At 75.0% G+C, this 15808-nt stretch carries 18 protein-coding genes and 2 pseudogenes; 11 read left to right on the forward strand and 9 right to left on the reverse strand.

What is annotated here, in order from left to right; genetic code table 11:
* The first annotated feature begins 103 nt into the window (after positions 1-103).
* Positions 104-1267, forward strand: coding sequence for an AI-2E family transporter (locus ACFWA9_RS23715; protein WP_380389566.1), 1164 nt, complete (start codon positions 104-106; stop codon positions 1265-1267).
* A gap of 61 nt (positions 1268-1328) precedes the next feature.
* Here ACFWA9_RS23715 and ACFWA9_RS23720 read toward each other — a convergent pair.
* The 3 genes and pseudogenes from ACFWA9_RS23720 to ACFWA9_RS23730 form a co-directional block, all read right to left on the reverse strand.
* Positions 1329-1466, reverse strand: a pseudogene (locus tag ACFWA9_RS23720) (transcriptional regulator); the annotation flags it as partial.
* Between the two features lie 54 nt (positions 1467-1520).
* A complete protein-coding gene (locus ACFWA9_RS23725; protein ID WP_380389568.1) occupies positions 1521-2411 on the reverse strand; it encodes a S41 family peptidase in 891 nt (296 codons plus the stop codon).
* Positions 2412-2546: 135 nt separating this feature from the next.
* On the reverse strand, positions 2547-3398 hold the full coding sequence (locus tag ACFWA9_RS23730; RefSeq protein WP_359807678.1) for a LysR substrate-binding domain-containing protein: 852 nt from the start codon (positions 3396-3398) through the stop codon (positions 2547-2549).
* A gap of 80 nt (positions 3399-3478) precedes the next feature.
* On the opposite strand from ACFWA9_RS23730, the gene ACFWA9_RS23735 reads away from it, so the two are divergent.
* Together ACFWA9_RS23735 and ACFWA9_RS23740 are read left to right on the forward strand one after the other, a co-directional pair.
* Positions 3479-3973 (forward strand): cupin domain-containing protein, encoded by a 495-nt coding sequence (locus ACFWA9_RS23735; RefSeq protein WP_380389570.1) that lies wholly within the window; start codon positions 3479-3481, stop codon positions 3971-3973.
* A gap of 72 nt (positions 3974-4045) precedes the next feature.
* Entirely contained in the window at positions 4046-4408 is a 363-nt protein-coding gene (locus ACFWA9_RS23740; protein WP_352287981.1) for a DoxX family protein, read from the forward strand.
* A 46-nt stretch (positions 4409-4454) separates the two neighbouring features.
* Here the strand turns inward: ACFWA9_RS23740 and ACFWA9_RS23745 are convergent, their stop codons facing one another.
* On the reverse strand, positions 4455-4991 hold the full coding sequence (locus tag ACFWA9_RS23745; RefSeq protein ID WP_352287979.1) for a hypothetical protein: 537 nt from the start codon (positions 4989-4991) through the stop codon (positions 4455-4457).
* Between the two features lie 334 nt (positions 4992-5325).
* Between ACFWA9_RS23745 and ACFWA9_RS23750 the strand changes: the two genes are divergently transcribed.
* The 3 genes from ACFWA9_RS23750 to ACFWA9_RS23760 all read left to right on the forward strand — a co-directional run bounded on the left by ACFWA9_RS23750 (position 5326) and on the right by ACFWA9_RS23760 (position 6807).
* On the forward strand, positions 5326-5679 hold the full coding sequence (locus ACFWA9_RS23750) for a hypothetical protein (RefSeq protein ID WP_380389572.1): 354 nt from the start codon (positions 5326-5328) through the stop codon (positions 5677-5679).
* A 163-nt stretch (positions 5680-5842) separates the two neighbouring features.
* A complete protein-coding gene (locus ACFWA9_RS23755) occupies positions 5843-6031 on the forward strand; it encodes a hypothetical protein (protein WP_380389574.1) in 189 nt (62 codons plus the stop codon).
* 26 nt (positions 6032-6057) lie between these two features.
* Complete coding sequence (locus ACFWA9_RS23760; RefSeq protein WP_380389576.1) at positions 6058-6807, forward strand: hypothetical protein; 750 nt, start codon at positions 6058-6060, stop codon at positions 6805-6807.
* 6 nt (positions 6808-6813) lie between these two features.
* Here ACFWA9_RS23760 and ACFWA9_RS23765 read toward each other — a convergent pair.
* Together ACFWA9_RS23765 and ACFWA9_RS23770 are read right to left on the reverse strand one after the other, a co-directional pair.
* Positions 6814-7017, reverse strand: a pseudogene (locus ACFWA9_RS23765) (IS481 family transposase); the annotation flags it as partial.
* A 23-nt stretch (positions 7018-7040) separates the two neighbouring features.
* Positions 7041-7514 (reverse strand): hypothetical protein, encoded by a 474-nt coding sequence (locus ACFWA9_RS23770; protein ID WP_380389578.1) that lies wholly within the window; start codon positions 7512-7514, stop codon positions 7041-7043.
* Between the two features lie 234 nt (positions 7515-7748).
* On the opposite strand from ACFWA9_RS23770, the gene ACFWA9_RS23775 reads away from it, so the two are divergent.
* Both ACFWA9_RS23775 and ACFWA9_RS23780 read left to right on the forward strand, forming a co-directional pair.
* A complete protein-coding gene (locus tag ACFWA9_RS23775; protein ID WP_380389580.1) occupies positions 7749-8852 on the forward strand; it encodes a glutamate--cysteine ligase in 1104 nt (367 codons plus the stop codon).
* Between the two features lie 170 nt (positions 8853-9022).
* Positions 9023-9661 (forward strand): endonuclease, encoded by a 639-nt coding sequence (locus ACFWA9_RS23780; protein WP_380389582.1) that lies wholly within the window; start codon positions 9023-9025, stop codon positions 9659-9661.
* Between the two features lie 18 nt (positions 9662-9679).
* Here the strand turns inward: ACFWA9_RS23780 and ACFWA9_RS23785 are convergent, their stop codons facing one another.
* Together ACFWA9_RS23785 and ACFWA9_RS23790 are read right to left on the reverse strand one after the other, a co-directional pair.
* Complete coding sequence (locus tag ACFWA9_RS23785) at positions 9680-10135, reverse strand: ATP-binding protein (RefSeq protein ID WP_380389583.1); 456 nt, start codon at positions 10133-10135, stop codon at positions 9680-9682.
* Positions 10136-10345: 210 nt separating this feature from the next.
* Entirely contained in the window at positions 10346-11575 is a 1230-nt protein-coding gene (locus tag ACFWA9_RS23790) for a phophatidylserine decarboxylase associated domain-containing protein (protein ID WP_380389585.1), read from the reverse strand.
* Positions 11576-12222: 647 nt separating this feature from the next.
* On the opposite strand from ACFWA9_RS23790, the gene ACFWA9_RS23795 reads away from it, so the two are divergent.
* Positions 12223-12834 (forward strand): TIGR03086 family metal-binding protein, encoded by a 612-nt coding sequence (locus tag ACFWA9_RS23795; protein WP_380389587.1) that lies wholly within the window; start codon positions 12223-12225, stop codon positions 12832-12834.
* 75 nt (positions 12835-12909) lie between these two features.
* Here ACFWA9_RS23795 and ACFWA9_RS23800 read toward each other — a convergent pair whose 3' ends face one another.
* On the reverse strand, positions 12910-13620 hold the full coding sequence (locus ACFWA9_RS23800) for a DsbA family oxidoreductase (protein ID WP_380389589.1): 711 nt from the start codon (positions 13618-13620) through the stop codon (positions 12910-12912).
* 224 nt (positions 13621-13844) lie between these two features.
* On the opposite strand from ACFWA9_RS23800, the gene ACFWA9_RS23805 reads away from it, so the two are divergent.
* Together ACFWA9_RS23805 and ACFWA9_RS23810 are read left to right on the forward strand one after the other, a co-directional pair.
* The gene (locus tag ACFWA9_RS23805) at positions 13845-14612 is read left to right on the forward strand and encodes an SDR family NAD(P)-dependent oxidoreductase (protein ID WP_380389591.1); all 768 of its coding nucleotides are present in this window, start codon (positions 13845-13847) and stop codon (positions 14610-14612) included.
* Positions 14613-14868: 256 nt separating this feature from the next.
* Positions 14869-15657: a DUF4230 domain-containing protein gene (locus ACFWA9_RS23810; protein ID WP_352287955.1), complete on the forward strand. Its 789-nt coding sequence runs from the start codon at positions 14869-14871 to the stop codon at positions 15655-15657.
* Positions 15658-15808 lie beyond the last annotated feature (151 nt).

Consider the following 15808-nt stretch of genomic DNA (forward strand, 5'->3'; position numbering starts at 1 on the left):
ACGGCCCCCTGGCGGTCGCCGGGCCCGCCCGGTTCCGGGCGCCTGCTCCGGAGCGGACACCCGACGGACGAGCAGGCCCCCGCAGGAAAGGCGGCCCTCGCGCATGGACACCCGCGGACCGGCCCGGCGGCCCCGGCCGCCCGCAGTCAGGCGGCCCCGGGTCCGCACACCGCCGGCCCGGCCGTCACCGAAGGGCGACGGCGTCCCGCCGGGCCTGCGGAAGGCCGCCGGCTACACCTGGCGGCTGCTGCTGATCGGCGTGGCCGCCTACCTGGTCGTCATGCTGCTGGCCCGCCTCGAACTGCCGGTCGTCGCGGTCTTCCTGGCGCTGGTCATCACCTCCGTGCTGCGGCCCGCCGTCGACCTGCTGGCCCGGGCACTCCCCCGCCCGCTCGCCGTCCTGCTGGCCTTCCTGGTGGCGATCGCCCTGGTCACCGGCGTCCTGACACTGGTCGGCACGACCGTCGCCGGCGAGTGGAGCCGGCTGAACACCGAGCTGCACGGCGGTCTGGCCCGGCTCGACGACTGGCTCTCCGGCGCCCCCTTCCACCTGCGGCAGGGCGCCGTCACCGACTTCCGGGCGAAACTCGGCGACTTCGTGGACGCCCACCGCTCGACGCTGATCAGTGCCGCCATCAGCAGCGCCGGCCGGGTCGTCGAACTGGTCACCGCGGCCGCCCTCGCGGTGTTCTGCTCCGTGTTCTTCCTGCACTCCGGCGACCGGATGTGGGCCTGGGCGGAGCGCCAGCTGCCCGTCCGCGCCCGGCCCGTGTGGGGCCGGGCGGGCCGCACCGCGTGGCGCACCTTCGCCGGGTACACCCGGGGCGTCCTGATCGTCGCGGCGACCAACGCCGTCCTGGTCGGCATCGCCCTGACCGTGCTGCAGGTGCCGCTGGCACTGCCGCTGGTCGTCCTGGAGTTCGTCGCCGCCCTCGTCCCGCTGATCGGCTCCCCGATCGCGCTGGCCGTCGCCGCACTGGTCGCGCTGGCCGCGCGCGGCCCGGTGGTGGCCCTGCTGGTGCTCGGGCTGATCGTGGTGATCGGCCAGATCGAGGGCCATCTGCTGCATCCGCTGGTGCTGGGCTGGTCGGTGCGGATCCATCCGGTGGTGATCGCCCTGTCGGTGACGGGCGGCGCCGTGCTGGGCGGGGTGCTGGGCGCGGTGGTCGCGGTACCGGCGGTGTCGGTGGCCTGGGCGGTGATCAGCGAGCTCCGGACCCCAGGGCCGACGCCCCCGGAACCCGACCACCCGCCACCCCGCCGCTGAGGCCCGGCAGCGGCCGGCCGACGCCGTCGACCGCGCCGCCGGACCGCGTCAGCCCGCCGGGCTGCTGGTCGGTGTCGGTGGTGCTGGCGAGGGTGTCCCAGTCGAGGGTGAGCTCGCCGGCCACGGGGTGGTGCAGCACCTTCGTGCCGACGCCGCGGAGGGCGACGTGGTGGGCGGCCCACCTGGTGGCGGGGCCGGGCACCCGGGTGCCCGGTCCCGCCACCGGTCGGAGGAGCTGCCCGGGCGGAGGCCGCTAGCTGGCCGACGCCCGGAAGGCGTCAAGCGCCGCGTCGAGCGCCCGGTCGGCGGGTACGGCGACGTCGGGGACGACCCCGACACCCTCCCAGTTGGTGCCGGTCACCGGGCTGACGGTCCGGGCGGTCGGCACGGTCACCATGATGTGCTCGGTGACCGGGTACCGGTCCGTGGGGTGGGCGCCGCCCCGCGTGGTCTCGCCGATCAGGGTGGCCCGGCCGTGCGCCTGGAGGGTGTAGGCGACGTCCTCGCCCCCGGAGAAGGTGACGGCGCTGGTGAGCACGTACACCGGGCGGTCGAGGTAGCGGGGCGCGGGCAGGTGGGCGGACGTCCAGAACTGCCGCGTCGCCCCGGAGGCGCGGTCGTAGATGTCGTTGAGGTGGACCTGGTCGTCGGGGAAGAAGTAGCTGCACCACATGGCGGCCCCCTCGGGCGCGCCGCCGCGGCACGCGCGGAGGTCCAGGACGAGGGCGCGGCTGCCGGCGGCGAGGTGCAGCGCGGCGCCGACCACGGCCGCGCCGCCCTCGGCGTCCGGTATGAGGCGGACGTCGATGTACGCGACGCCGTCGTCCAACTGCTCGACCCGGCGCACGCCCTGGTTCGCGGCCCGGAGCATCGCGAGGAACGCGGCCCGCCCGGCGTCCTCGTCCGCCGGCTCCAGCGACTGGGGCTCGTCCACCCAGAGCAGCCGCAGGTGCTTGTCCGGGCAGACCTCCTGGAGGTCGGCGGTCACCGCCTCGCACAGCGCCGGCCCGTCCAGGCCGTCGTACGCACCGGCCTGGAGCCGACGCCGGATCGCGGCGTCGATGGACTCGGTCTTCTCGGCGAAGACGTACCCGGTGGCGATCCGCCCCAGGGCCTGCTCGATGATCTGTTCGTTGTTAGGCATCGCGGGCGATGCTAGAGCCTGGCCGGGACATGATCAACAGTTTTTCGCCGGTGCGGACACCGGCCGGTTCCGCCCGACCGCCCGTCGGACGGCCTCGCCCCGCGCCTCCCGCCCCGGTTCGCCGGGCCCGGCAGGTCAGTCGCGGTAGGCCGCCGTGGCGAGCTGGACGAACGAGCGGATCAGCGGGTTCGCGTCGCCCTCCCGCCAGGCCGCCACCACCCGGCTCGGCGCCATGTCGGCCAGCGGGACCACGGCCAGCTCCCCGGGCGGCCGGTGGCCGAGCGGCGCCATGCCGACGGTGCCGTTCCAGAGCACGGCCTGCAGGCACTCCTGGACGGCGCGCACCACGGGGCCCTCGCGCGGCTCGCCGCCGTTCCAGTACGAGCGCCAGAGCGGGTCGGTGCCGTCCGGGAACTGGAACCAGCGCCGGCCGGCCAGGTCGGCCAGCTCCAGGCGGTCGCGCCGCGCCAGCGGATCGTCGGCGCGCAGCACCGCGCCCACCCGGTCCGCGCGCAGCTCGTGCACCGTCAGGCCGGCGCCGTCGAAGGGGCCGCGGGTCAGCGCGACGTCGACCAGTCCGGCGCGCAGTCCGCAGGTCGGATCGGTCAGGTCGGTCTCGCGGATCCGGATCTCGACCTCCGGGTGCCGCCGGCCGTAGGTGGCGGCCAGCCGCCGCGCTCCCCGGTCGAAGCTGTCGGCGAGGATGCCGACGGTGATGGTCGCGGCGCCCGACGCCGCGGCCACCCGCAGCCGGATCTGCTCGGCCCGGTCGAGCAGCGTCCGCGCCTCGTCCAGGAGCACGGCGCCGGCCGGGGCGAGCGAGACGCCCGCGGCGGAGCGGTACAGCAGCACGGCGCCGAGGTCGGTCTCCAGCTGCTTGATCGCCCGGCTCAGCGGCGGCTGGCTCATGTGCAGTCGGGCGGCGGCCCGGCCGAAATGGAGTTCCTCGGCGACGGCGACGAAGTAGCGCAGCGTGCGTAGCTCCATGGTGCAACGATACCGGCGCGGTATCGGCGGCCCGGAACGGGTCTTGGACGGCCGCCGCGCCCCGGCGGTGGAATCGGGGCATGACGAACGAACCGAGGACCGGCGAACGGCCGGCGGAGCCCGTGGTGTCGGTGGTCGGCCCGGGCGAGGGCGAGACGATCCTCCTGGGCAGTACCCGACTGCGCATCCTGGAGGACGGCAGCACCACCGGGCACCGGCTCGGGATCGCCGAGTCCGTGCTCGCGCCGCACACCCCCGGACCGCCGCAGCACCGTCACTCCCAGCACGACGAGGGCTTCTACGTCGTCTCCGGCACGGTGCGGTTCACCGTCGGGGAGCGGGAGCACGACGCGACGCCGGGCACCCTGGTGATGGTCCCGCCCGGCGCCCCGCACACCTTCGCCAATCCGACCGACCAACCGGCCGTCATGCTCAGCACGTTCACGCCGGACCTCTACGTGCAGTACTTCCGCGACCTCCAGGACATGATCGCCGGCGGCGGGGCGCCGACCCCGCGGGCCCAGCTCGGGGTGATGAGCCGCTACGCCACCGAGCCCGCGACCGACCTCGCCTGACCGCCGGGCGGGCGCCGGCCGTGACCCCGCGGGCGCCCGCCCCCACCACGCACACACTTCCGAAGGGGAACCGTGAACACCGCCTACTGGGCCGCCGCCGGCCTGCTCGCCCTCTTCTACCTCTACGGGGGCGGACTGAAGCTGCTCCGGAGCCGGGAGCGGCTCCGCCCGATGATGGCGTGGGTGGACAGCACGCCGATGGCGGCCGTCCGGGCCATCGGGGCGGTCGAGGTGCTCGGCGCGGTCGGGCTGGTCCTGCCCCCGCTGACCGGGGTCGCGCCGTGGCTGGGCCTGGCCGCGGCCGTCGGGTTCGTGCTCCTGCAGACCGCCGCCACCGCCGTGCACCTGCGCCTCGGCGACCGCCGGGTCGCGCTCAACCTCACGCTCCTGGCCGTCGCGGCGGTGACCGCCTTCCTGGCGACGACCTGGCGGTGAGCGCCGGCACGCGCCCGGGCCGTCCGACCCGGCGGACCCGCGGCCGCTACGGCGTGGCCGACGGGCTGCCGGGAGCGGCCGTCCGGCCCGGGCGCATGCCGGCCTTGAGGTCGCTCATCGCCGCCCGCGCCACCTGGTCCACGGGGTCCTTCTCGCCGAAGCCGTAGTCGACCGCGCCGTCCCGGTTGCCCGCCGCGGCGAACAGCCAGCGCGGCCCGTACTTCGTCGCGCCCAGCCAGACCTCGAAGTCCTCCCCCGCGTAGGAGAACCGGACGGTGTCGGTGCCGTTCACCACCACGATCGAGCCGTCCAGTCGGTCGGCGAGTTCGTGCAGCGGTGTACGCCCCGGCACCTGGGTGCTCTCCGACTGGACGGCGAGCACCGAGGACAGCGGCCCGGTGATGACGGGCCCGTCCTGGGTGGTGAACCGGAAGCCGGGCTGCCCCGCGATGTCGATGGACCCGCCCTCCATCGAGCTGCCGAAGGCGAACGGACCGACCGCGAAGGTGCCCGGCTTCACCCCGTGCCAGCCGTCCGACAGCAGCACTGCCACCACCTCGTTCGCATTGACGTGCAGGCCCATGACGGATGTCCCTTCTCGGTGGCGCGCCCGGTTCCGCCCGGCCGCGCCGACGGCCCGGCCAGGTCCTGAACCTGGCCGTCGTTCTCGAACCGCTCGGATCGATCACCCCGATCCTCGGCCACGTGATCCGGCTCTGTCTCGCACATCGGCCGGTGGGCACCCTCGTGGCGCCCACCGGAGGCCGGGGCGGTCGGGAAGGCGTCGTACCGCCGCGTCCGGCGGGCGGGGCAGCGCGGAGACGTCGGGACGGCGCGCTGCGGCCCCTTCACCGCCCGTCCGGACCGGCACCGGGCGCAGTAGGATCGAAGGTTCCCGACCGCGCAGTCCGACGGGGGTGGCGATCGTGCAACACGCCGAACGAGACCTGATGACCCTGGGCGAGACCATCGAGCCGCTCGCCGAGATCGCCCCGGCCTCCGTCGCGACCCGGGCCCGTGCCCTGGTGGCCGCGCACGCCCTGGACGAGGCCGACTGCCGGCTGCTGCTGGAGGCCCTGGGGCTGGCGGCCGAGCCGGCCGGCCCCGGTACGCGGACCTGCGTGCGCTGCGGGCGCGCGTACGAGCACCCCGGCGTCCGGCGGCGGGACAGCTTCTGCTCCGGCCACTGCTACCGGGAGGCCGGCGGGGCCCCGGGCGAAGCCGCGGCCCCTGACCCGCAGGGCGGGGACGGCCCCGCGGCCCGCCCGTGACGACGCGGGCGGGCCCCGGCGGGCCCGCTGCTCCCCACCGGTCACGGACGAGGACTCCCCCGTCCGCCGTGCCCGTTCGGGAGCTGCGCTAGCCTGCTGCCGGTCGAGTGTGCGGGAGGGGAAGTGGACCACGGGCTCGGGCTCCGCTCCCGGCGGGGGCCTCGTGAGTAGACGTCGCTACGTGGCCAGAGGCGTGCCCGGCGGGTACCGCGTCTGGGACAACCGGGGGCGCCGATGGTGGGGCGACCTGTACGAACTCTGCCCCGACGACCTCACCGCCGAGCTGAACGGCGCGGCCGACCCGGAGCGGCTCACCGCTCTCCTCAGGCGGTACCGGGCCCTGAAACGGTAGTGCCGTGACGTTCGGCTGCGGAGAGCGTGGACGAGGCGGTCGCGGAGGCGATGGCGCCGTTTGCAAGGGACGGTGTGGGCGCCGTGGAGCGGGATGTGTGGGGCAGCTATCGGATCTGTCGTTCCGTGGGCCTGCCGGTACTGGCGGGTCATGAGGGCGATCTGGGGTTGACCGCTGATCGCCCGCGCTGGGACGGTTCGCTGGAGCCCGCGTTGTCCGGGGAGTGCGCGGGAGGGCCGCGGGGGCTGATCGACCTCCGCGACGCCCTCCGGGCGGAAGCCGCTGACCACGCGGGTCAGGTGTGGGATCGCTGGCAGGAGGTGGTTTCCCGCCACTTGGCGCCGGACGACGAGTCGGTGTTCTTCGACCGTCACCTGGCCGCCGGTGGGTCCAGAGACTCGTATGAGACATCGCGGGAGGCCGCCGACTACCGGGCACAGCCGGCCGTCCGTGCCTGGGTGGATGTAGCGCCGGTATTGGCCCGGCCCGACATCGCGGACCACTTCTCCTTTGGTTGGGATCCGGTCGGAATCGGACAACGCAGCCGCGAGGAGTACGTCGTGACCCACGAGTTCAGCCTTCTGCCACCGCGCAACGTGCTGACGCTCAGTGGATGGTGGTACGAACTAGGCGATGCTCCCCTGCACGGCGCATGTCACGGTCCCCTCGGATGCGTCCACGAGCCGGACTTCGGCATGGGGCACGTGGGGGTTCAGTCCTATCTCGTCGCCGTGCCCGCCGAGACTGTGCTCGTCAACGTGCACTGCCACGTCTGATCCAGCCCAGGTCCGGGCGCGCTGCCAGAAGGCGACCGCGGTCTCTTCGCGCTCGTCGGGCAGGATCTCGCTGTAGGCGAGGCGGGTGTGGTCGTCGACGGCGGTGTGGATGTGGCTGTAGCCGATCCTGGGTGTCCCGCTCGGGGTTCGCGGGGCCGTGGTGGCGTGCCGGTTGCTCTCGCCGGCCTGGCGGTCCATGACGCGGTGGCCGACAACGCTCGTTGTCATTACAGCTAGGCACCGGTCAGCCGGGACCGCGCGGTGTTGCGGATGCGCCTGGTCCGGCCGCCCTCGGCGAGGACGGCCAGGGCGATCACCGCCGAGGACTCCTCGGCGGTGCGCAGCTGGAGCCAGTCGGAGGCGGCGAGCAGGGTGTCCGCCTCCCACGGTTCGTCCAGCGTCACGGCCCGCAGGAGCGTCCACTCCCGCAGCCGCCGGGCGGCGGAGGCGTCCGCCGCCACCGGGCCGGTCATCGCCAGGCACCAGGCCGGGTAGCCCGGGTCCGTGAGCAGTTCGGCGGCCCGGCGGCCGAGGTACTCGCGGACGGCCTCGCTCGCCGTCGCCGGGTCCGGCCCGGTGAGCACTCGGGTGACAAGGGCGGCCGCGTCCTCCGGGGAGACCTCCGCGAAGGCCCTGCGACAGTCCGCCGACCGTGCGTGCCCGGCGGTGTCCCGGTCCTGCCCGCCGCCCGGTGCCGCGTCGCCCATGCTGCTGCCCCTTTCGGCCGGCGCCGGACGCACCGGCCCGGCGCCCACGGCGAGCGGGCCCGCCGCACCCACGACCGTCGCGGACGCCCGCCCCCATAGGCCTCGACTCGTACGTACCCGCGCCGACCGGGTCGAACCCGCAGGGCGCCCCGGTCGGCGGGGGGTGGGCCGGGCGAATGGCGGTGGAGGCCGCTGACCCGGAGTGATCCGGATGACGGCGGGTAGTCGCAGGGCATGCTGACCCTGGGTGTGGAAGAGGAATACCTGCTGCTCGACCCGGAGACCGGTCTGCCCCTGGCCCGCGCGGCCCAGGTGCGCCGGGCCGCCGGGCTCCACCCGGCGCTCGCCGACGGGGAGGTCCAGCACGAACTGCTCCAGGCCCAGCTGGAGATCGCCACGCCGGTCTGCCATGCGCTCGACGAGGCCGGCGGGCACCTGCTGCGGATGCGCCACGCCCTCGGCCAGGCCGCCCGCGAGGAGGGCTGCCTCCTCACCGCCTGCGCGGCGGCGCCGTTCGCCGACACCGACCGCCTTCCCGTCCCGGTGACCCCGACGGCCCGCTACCGGGCCATGCACGCCCAGGCCCGGCGCCTCACCGACGAACAGCTGATCGCCGGGATGCACGTCCACCTCGGCATACCCGACCGGGCGACCGGCGTCACCCTGCTGAACCGGCTGCGGCCGTGGCTGCCGCTGCTGATCGCGCTCTCCGCCAACTCGCCCCTGTGGCACGGCGCCGACACCGGCTTCGCGTCCTGGCGCACCGTGGTCTTCGGGCGCTGGCCGGTCAGCGGACCGCCCCCGTCCTTCCGGGACACCCACGACTACGACCGCCGCACCTCAGACCTCGTCGGGGAGGGGCTCATCCGTGACAGCGGACAGCTCTACTGGCACATCAGGCTCTCCGAGCGGTACCCCACCGTCGAGGTCCGCGCCATGGACGTCCAGCTCCGCCCGGACGAGGCGGTGATGCTCGCGGGCCTCCTCCGCGCCCTCGCCACCCGGCTGCTCGACGACGACCGGGCGCGGCCGCCCGTGCCCGCCGTCACCCCCGAAGTGCTCGCGGCAGCCGTCTGGCACAGCGCCCGGCACGGCTGCACCGGAACGGTCCTCGACCCGCTCTCCGGGCACCTCGCGCCCGCCGCGCGCGCGGTGGCCGCGCTGCTGGACTACCTGGACCCGGTGCTGACCGCCACCGACGACGAGCGCCACGTCACGCCGGTGCTGGAACGGCTGCTCCGCGAGGGCAACGGGGCCGTGCGGCAGCGGCGCACGCTGCGCCGCCACGGCAGGGCGGAGTTCGTCGCGACGATCGCCGACGAGACCACGGGGGCCTGAGCGGGACCTCCGGGGCCCGAGCGGGACCTCCGGGGCCCGAGCGCCGATCAGTGCCGCCGGCCCGGCGTGTCGCCCGCGCTGGGCCGGGTAGCCGAGCCGGTGGGAGGAACCGCCCGTCCGGCGCCGGGTACCTCCCCCGCGCAGGGCGCCGCCGAGCGGAGGTGACTCCGATGGACGCGAAGCGGACGGCCCGCCGGGTGCTCCACGACTACGGCGAGACCTATGCCCACCAGGCCGGCATCCGCCTGGCCGACACCCCGGCCCCGCTGTACCAGGTGCTGGTGCTCTGCGTCCTGTGCGCGGCCCCGATCCGGACCGAGACGGCGGTCGCCGCCGCCCGCGAGCTGTTCGCGGCCGGGCTGCGGACGCCCCGGGCGATGGCGCGTGCCACGTGGCAGGACCGGGTGGACGCGCTGGGCCGCGCCCGCTACCGCAGGTACGACGAGAGCACGGCCACGGCTCTCGGCGACGGCGCGGAGCTCGTCCTCGACCGCTGGCACGGGGATCTGCGGGCGCTGCGCCGGGAGGCCGGCGGAGACGTCGAACGGCTGCGGGGGCTGCTGCGGGAGGTGCCCAGGATCGGCCCGACCGCCGCCGACATCTTCTGCCGCGAGACCCAGGGCGTCTGGCCGGAACTCCGGCCCTTCTTCGACACGCGGGCCCGGCGGAGCGCCTCCACCCTGGGCCTCCCCCGCAGCCCCGCGGCACTGGCCGGCCTCGTCGCGCCGCGGGACCTCGTCCGGCTCGCGGACGGCCTGGTGCGTGCCGGCCGCGCGCCGGGGGCGGTGGAGCGGCTGCGGGCCGGCTGAGCGGCACCCGGCCCCGCGTCAGGGCCGCCGGGGGCCGGGCGGGGCCGGCACCTCGGCCCACACCGTCTTCCCGTCACGCTCCGGCCGGTACCCCCAGGCACGGGCGAGCCGGTCGACCACCCGCAGCCCGTGCCCGCCGGGCGCGCCCCGGTCGGCGGGCGCGCGCAGCCGTGGCGGTTCCCGGCCGGCGTCGCCGACCTCGATCCGCAGCCGGCTGCCGTCCCAGGCGAGGCGCAGCTCGCACGGGCCTCCGGGGGCGTGCACGCACGCGTTGGTGACCAGTTCGGAGACCATCAGCACGACGTCCTCGGCCGCGGCCAGCTGTTCGTCGTCGGCCGCCGGCAGCCACTGCCAGTCGGTCAGTGCGCGGCGGCAGAAGTCGCGGGAGCGCGGTACGGCGCCGGCTCGCTCCGCCAGGAACAGCCGCCTGGTCTGCTGCGCACGGGGTTCGGTGGTGTGGTCGATCGTCCTCATCGCCTCTTCGGCCTCTGCGTCGAGCGGGCAGCTGGGGGACCGGCGCCGGCGGTCGGCCCGGTCGGTACGGCCGCGGTGTCGTCCATGACCCGCGCCTGCCCCGCTCCGTGGCCGCTACACGGGCCCCGCGCCGGTTGCCCGGAACGGACGGCGATCGCACCGCGGGGTGCCGCCGCGGGCTCGGCGGCGGCACCCCGCGGGCGGCGGAGGTCAGCCCGCCCGGGCGATCTTCGCGTTGACCTTGATGACGTCCTTCTCCTTCAACGTGCCGAAGCCCCCGACGGCGCCCTGCTGGAGGACCACGCACATGCTGGATCCGCCGTAGCTGAAGTAGCCGAGCTCCTGGCCCTTGCGCACGGTGTCCCCCTGCGCCACGGAGAGGGTGACGGAGGAGATCTCGGTGATCCCGATGGGCACCACGCAGACCATGCCGATCTTCGGATCGTCGGCCTCGATGAACACCAGGCCGCGGGTGTTCACCGAGGACTGGTAGCCCTGCGAGTGCGTCCCGGCGGTCTTGTCCTGGCCCGCGCTCTCGGCGTTGCTGAACATCAGGGCGGAGACGACCTCGGCACCGCGGACGGTGCCGGAGACCGGCGCGTGCCAGCGGTGGTAGTCGGCGCCGGAGAGGAAGGACTGCAGCACGTGGCCGTTGACGAACCGCTCGGCGTACGGGCTGCCGGCCATCATGTCGGCCAGCGAGTACGGCTGCCCCTTGAGCCAGAACCGGTCGTACTCCCGGACGAGGTGGGCGATCTTCCAGACGGTGCCGTCGTTGGCCGAGACGATCGCCTTGGGGTCCGGGTCGACCGGGCGCAGGTCCGGCCGGATCCTGCGGTGGAAGTAGTCGTTGTAGGAGGTGAAGCCCCAGTGCGGCTCGGTGCGGTCGATCTCGAAGTCGTCGAGGTCGAACTCCTTGACGGCCTCCGGGGACAGCCAGCCCTCCGGTCCCTCGTTCAGGACGCGGCAGCTGTCGGCGGAGTCCAGGTAGCCGCACCAGTCCTTCAGGACCTTCTGGAGCGCGCTGTTGAACTTCTCGTTGCGGAACACCGCCTGGCCGGCCGGCGTCATCATCATGTAGACGAAGAGCGCCGACATCGGGAAGGCGATCCGCTGCCTGGGGTCCGGGTCGTACCTGGGCACGTCGTGGATGATCCGGGTCAGGGCCCGGAGCAACTGCTCGACGGTGCGGACGCGGTTGTGCGGCGGCTGCACCTGCTCCATCATCTGGATCACGTACATCCGGACGATCGCGTCGTTCCTGAGCAGCGTCCGGAGGTCCAGCACCGCGCCGGCCGGCTCGGTCGGGCCGTCGGCGAGCCGGGCGACGAACTCCGACTGCCACCTGTCGACGGCCTCCCGGCTCTCCGGGAGGTAGCCCGCGAGGCGCGGGAAACTGCTCTCGTACTGGGCATCGAGGTGGTCTTCGAGGTCGGTCACGAGGTCTCCTTGGTCGGTGACGGCCCCACGGCGAGGAGGTCGCCCGGCCCGTGGGCCTCCCCGGCTGGATGAACGTCGACGCGGGGAAGGGCGGGTTCTCCGGCGCGGACACGCGAACGCGGAGACGGGTTCGAAGATCACACCGCACATCGCCCCCGGCGACCGCCGACGGGTGCTCAGGCCGGGTGCCACGAAGGAGCCTTCGGTGCGGGCCGGTGCCACGGCCGAAGGTTCGTCACACGTGCTCCCGGTGCGGTGTGCGGGGACTTCACCACCCGGCCGGCTGGGGAGACCGGCCACGGGACCGCCCGAGCAGGGGAGTTCGGGTGCCCGCGGAGTCATCATGGCGGGGGGAGGCCACCGGCCGGTCGCCGACACGCCAGCACGTGGACGAACCAATCAGCCGCGGTAAGGCCCCTACCGGGTACGGCCCGTTTCGGGCAGCCGGTGGCCCTCCCGGGACGGCCGGCCCCGAGCGCCGGGCGGCACAGCTGCCGACCCGCCCGGCGGACCGCACCCCCGGGTCCGCTCGGCGACCCCGCGGTCACCGTCCGGCACCGTCGCCGGAATCAGCCCGCGTAGATCTGGCTTCTCACGCCCGGTCGCGGTTCACTGGGAGTCACCAGGGCAGGAACGGAGGCCCGGCCATGGGATGTCCCCACACACTCGGGTTCCACACCGAGGTCCGCGAGCGCTACGCCGCCGCCGGGGCGGAAGTCACCCGGCTGGTCCGGGCGGTGCCCGAGGACCGGTGGACGGCGCCCACCCCCTGCCACGACTGGGACGTGCGCACCCTGCTGAACCACCTCACGGCCCAGCACCTGTGGGTCTGCCAGGCGGTCGCCGGCTACACCCCGGCGCAGATCGGCCACCGGTTCGAGGGCGACGTCCTGGGCCGCAACCCGGTCGGGGTCTGGACGATGGCCCTCGGCAGCGCCGTCCGCGCCCTCGACCGGCCGGGCGCGCCGGACCAGTTGGCGCACGTACCGTACGGGCTGCGCGATGTCGGCGGCTACGCCCGCGAGCTGACCGCCGAGACCGTCGTGCACGGCTGGGACCTCGCCCGGGCACTGGGCCGGGACGGCCGGATACCCGAGGCTGCGGCCCGGTACGCACTCGCCGAGTTCCGGAGCTGCCACGATCTCGCCGGCACCGGGCAGTTCGCCCCCGCCCGCAGCCCGGCACCTGGCGCCGACGCCCAGGACCAGCTGATCGCCCTCACCGGGCGGGACCCGGCCTGGTCGGCCCAGCGGCTCTGACCGGGGGCGCCGGCCTTCGGAGGCCGGGGGTGCGGAGCAGGGCGTCGGACCGGTCGACGTCCCACTCCGCGCGGCTCAGCCCTGCGGGACCGCGCAGCCGTCCGGTCCGCACACCTCTCCCGCCTCGGCGCCGGCCGTCGGCAGGAGGACGACCCGGCTCTCCCAGGCCTGCTCCAGCGCGGCGGTGAAGGTCGCCGGCGGCTGGGCGCCGGACACCCCCAGCCGGCGGTCGAAGACGAAGAACGGCACTCCGGTGGCGCCCATCGCCGTCGCCGTCGCCTCGTCGTCGCGCACGGCCTCCGCGTACGCGTCGGGGTCGGCCAGCACGCGGGCCGCCTCCCCGGCGTCCAGCCCGGCCTCGACGGCCAGCTCCACCAGGCGGCCGGGAGCGAAGGCGGAGCGCTCGTCGGCGAAGTTCGCCCGGTACAGCAGGTCCAGCAGTCGGGCCTGGCGACCGTGCTCCTCGGCGAAGTGCAGCATGCGGTGCATGTCGAAGGAGTTCGCCGCGTCGCGCCCCTCGGTGCGGTAGTCCAGCCCCTCCTCGCGGGCACTGGCGGCGATGCGCTGCTCGGCCGCCTCGGCCTGGTCCAGCCCGAGGCCGTACTTGGCGGCGATCAGCGGGACCACCGGGCGCGCCTCGGCGGGCGACCGGGAGTCGAGTTCGAAGGAGCGGTGGACGATCTCCACGTCCTGCCGGTGGGGGAACCGTTCGAGGGCCTTCTCGAACCGTGCCTTGCCGATGTAGCACCACGGGCAGTTGATGTCGCTCCAGATCTCGACGCGCACGGCGCTGCTCCTGTCCTCAGCCGGGCGGGTCCTTCCCGCACCGCCCGACCTCCAACATGCGTGACGAGGTAAATATTTCCCGCAGTGAAATGTTCACCCCGGCGCCCGCAGGCCAGTAGGCCCGCGATCGTGTCGGCGGCCCGGTCGGCCGCCCCGGTGGGGCCCGCCGTAGGGTGCTGGACAGCCGGCCGTGCCCGACGGCCCGACCCCGGGAGCATCCCGCCATGAACCTGCCCTCCACCGGCCGTCGCGTGCTGGTCAGCGGGGCCTCCCGGGGCCTGGGCCGCGCGGTGGCCCAGGCCTTCGCCGCCAACGGCGACCGGGTGGCCGTGCACTACGGCACCCGCGCGGACGACGCCGCCGAGACGCTCGCCTCGCTCGACGGCTCGGGCCACGCGCTCGTCCACGGTGACCTCGCCGACCCGGCGGAGGCCGCCCGGGTCGCCGACGCGGCGGCGCGGGCGCTGGGCGGCATCGACGTGCTGGTGAACAACGCGGCCGTCAATCTGCGCCACCCGCTGCCCGGGACGCCGTACGACGAGTGGGTCGACAGCTGGCAGCGCCACGTCTCGGTCAACCTCCTCGGCACGGCCTACCTGAGCCACCGGGCCGCCCACGCGATGATCGAGCGGGGTGGCGGCGGACGCATCGTCAACATCGGCTCCCGGGGCGCCTTCCGGGGCGAGCCGGACCACCCGGCGTACGGGGCGACGAAGGCCGCCGTGCACGCCCTGGGGCAGTCGCTCGCCGTCTCTCTCGCCCCGCACGGCATCGCCGTCGCCTCCGTCGCCCCGGGCTTCTTCGAGACGGAGCGGGTGGCCCCGCGGCTGAACGGCCCGGAGGGGGAGGCGATCCGCGCGCAGAGCCCGTTCGGCCGGGTCGCCACCGCCGCCGAGGTCGCGGCCGCGGTGCTCTGGCTCGCCTCCCCCGCCGCCGAGTGGTCCTCCGGCACCATCCTCGACCTCAACGGGGCCTCCCACCTGCGGACCTGACCGGTCCGCCGGCGCCCGCCGGGCCGCGTCCTGGGCCAAAGCCTCCCGCAGGCGCGGGAGTTCGGCATGCCGGGCGCGGGATCGGGTCGGCAGGGCCGCCGTCAGCAGGCCGCCGACCGGCCCCGCCCCCGGCGCGGCCGCCGGAGCGCCCGGGAACAGATCCGCACACGACGGAACCGTTGCCCCGCGCCCGAGCGGGCAGAAGGGCCCCGATGCCCGGGCCGACCCGGCGCGGGCCCGTCGAGGAGGTCCAGCGATGCGGTGGCCGACGAACGGTCGACGGCACGAACCCGAGAGACGGCACACGGAACGGAGCGACGAATCCGACGAGCAGCGCACGGAAGGGACGGAAGGGACGGAGCGGAAGACGGCGGCGCCCCGCCGCACGCCGGACGCCCGGTCGCGGCCCCGCAGGGTCCCCTGGTACGTCGGTCTGCCGGTCACCCTGGCGGCGATCCTCGCGGTCTTCCTGGCCGCCGCCAAGCTGGACCTGCTGCCCGGACTGCCCAATCCCTTCGCCGAGCGCCAGATCGACCGGAGCCAGCCCGCCGTCCTCAAGTCCATCCAGGACATGAGCCGTTACACCGCGGCCGGCGGCAACTTCCAGGTCATCGTCGACCTGGACCAGGACGCGAAGTTCCTCCCGTCCCAGATCCTCGGCAAACGCACCCTGTACGTGGCCGCGGGCACCGTCGACGCGTACGTGGACCTGGGCGAGCTGGCGAACGGCGCGGTGACGGTCTCCGACGACCGGCGCTCGGCCACCGTCACGCTGCCGCACGCCCGCCTCGCGGACCCGGCGCTGGACGTGAAGCGCTCCTACGTGTTCTCCCAGCAGCGCGGGCTCTTCGACCGGCTCGGGGACTTCTTCTCCGGCAACCCCGGCGACCAGCAGAAACTGGAGATCCTGGCCACCGACAAGATCAAGGCGGCCGCCGAGCAGACCGCGCTCACCGCGACGGCGGAGAAGAACACCCGGGCGATGCTGCAGAACCTGCTCACCTCGCTCGGCTTCACCACCGTGACCGTCACCGTCGTCCGCTGACGGCGGGCCGGCCGGGGCTTTCGGGGGGGGCCCCCCAAACCCCCCCCCCACCGGGCCCGGTCGCCGCCACACCCGGCCCGGGGCCGGGGGGGCCGCCCCGGGCCCCCCCGCCGGCGGCCACCGGCTGGACCGGCCGGGCCACTTCTTCGCC

The organism is Kitasatospora sp. NPDC059973 (assembly GCF_042737525.1).
GTDB lineage: Bacteria > Actinomycetota > Actinomycetes > Streptomycetales > Streptomycetaceae > Kitasatospora.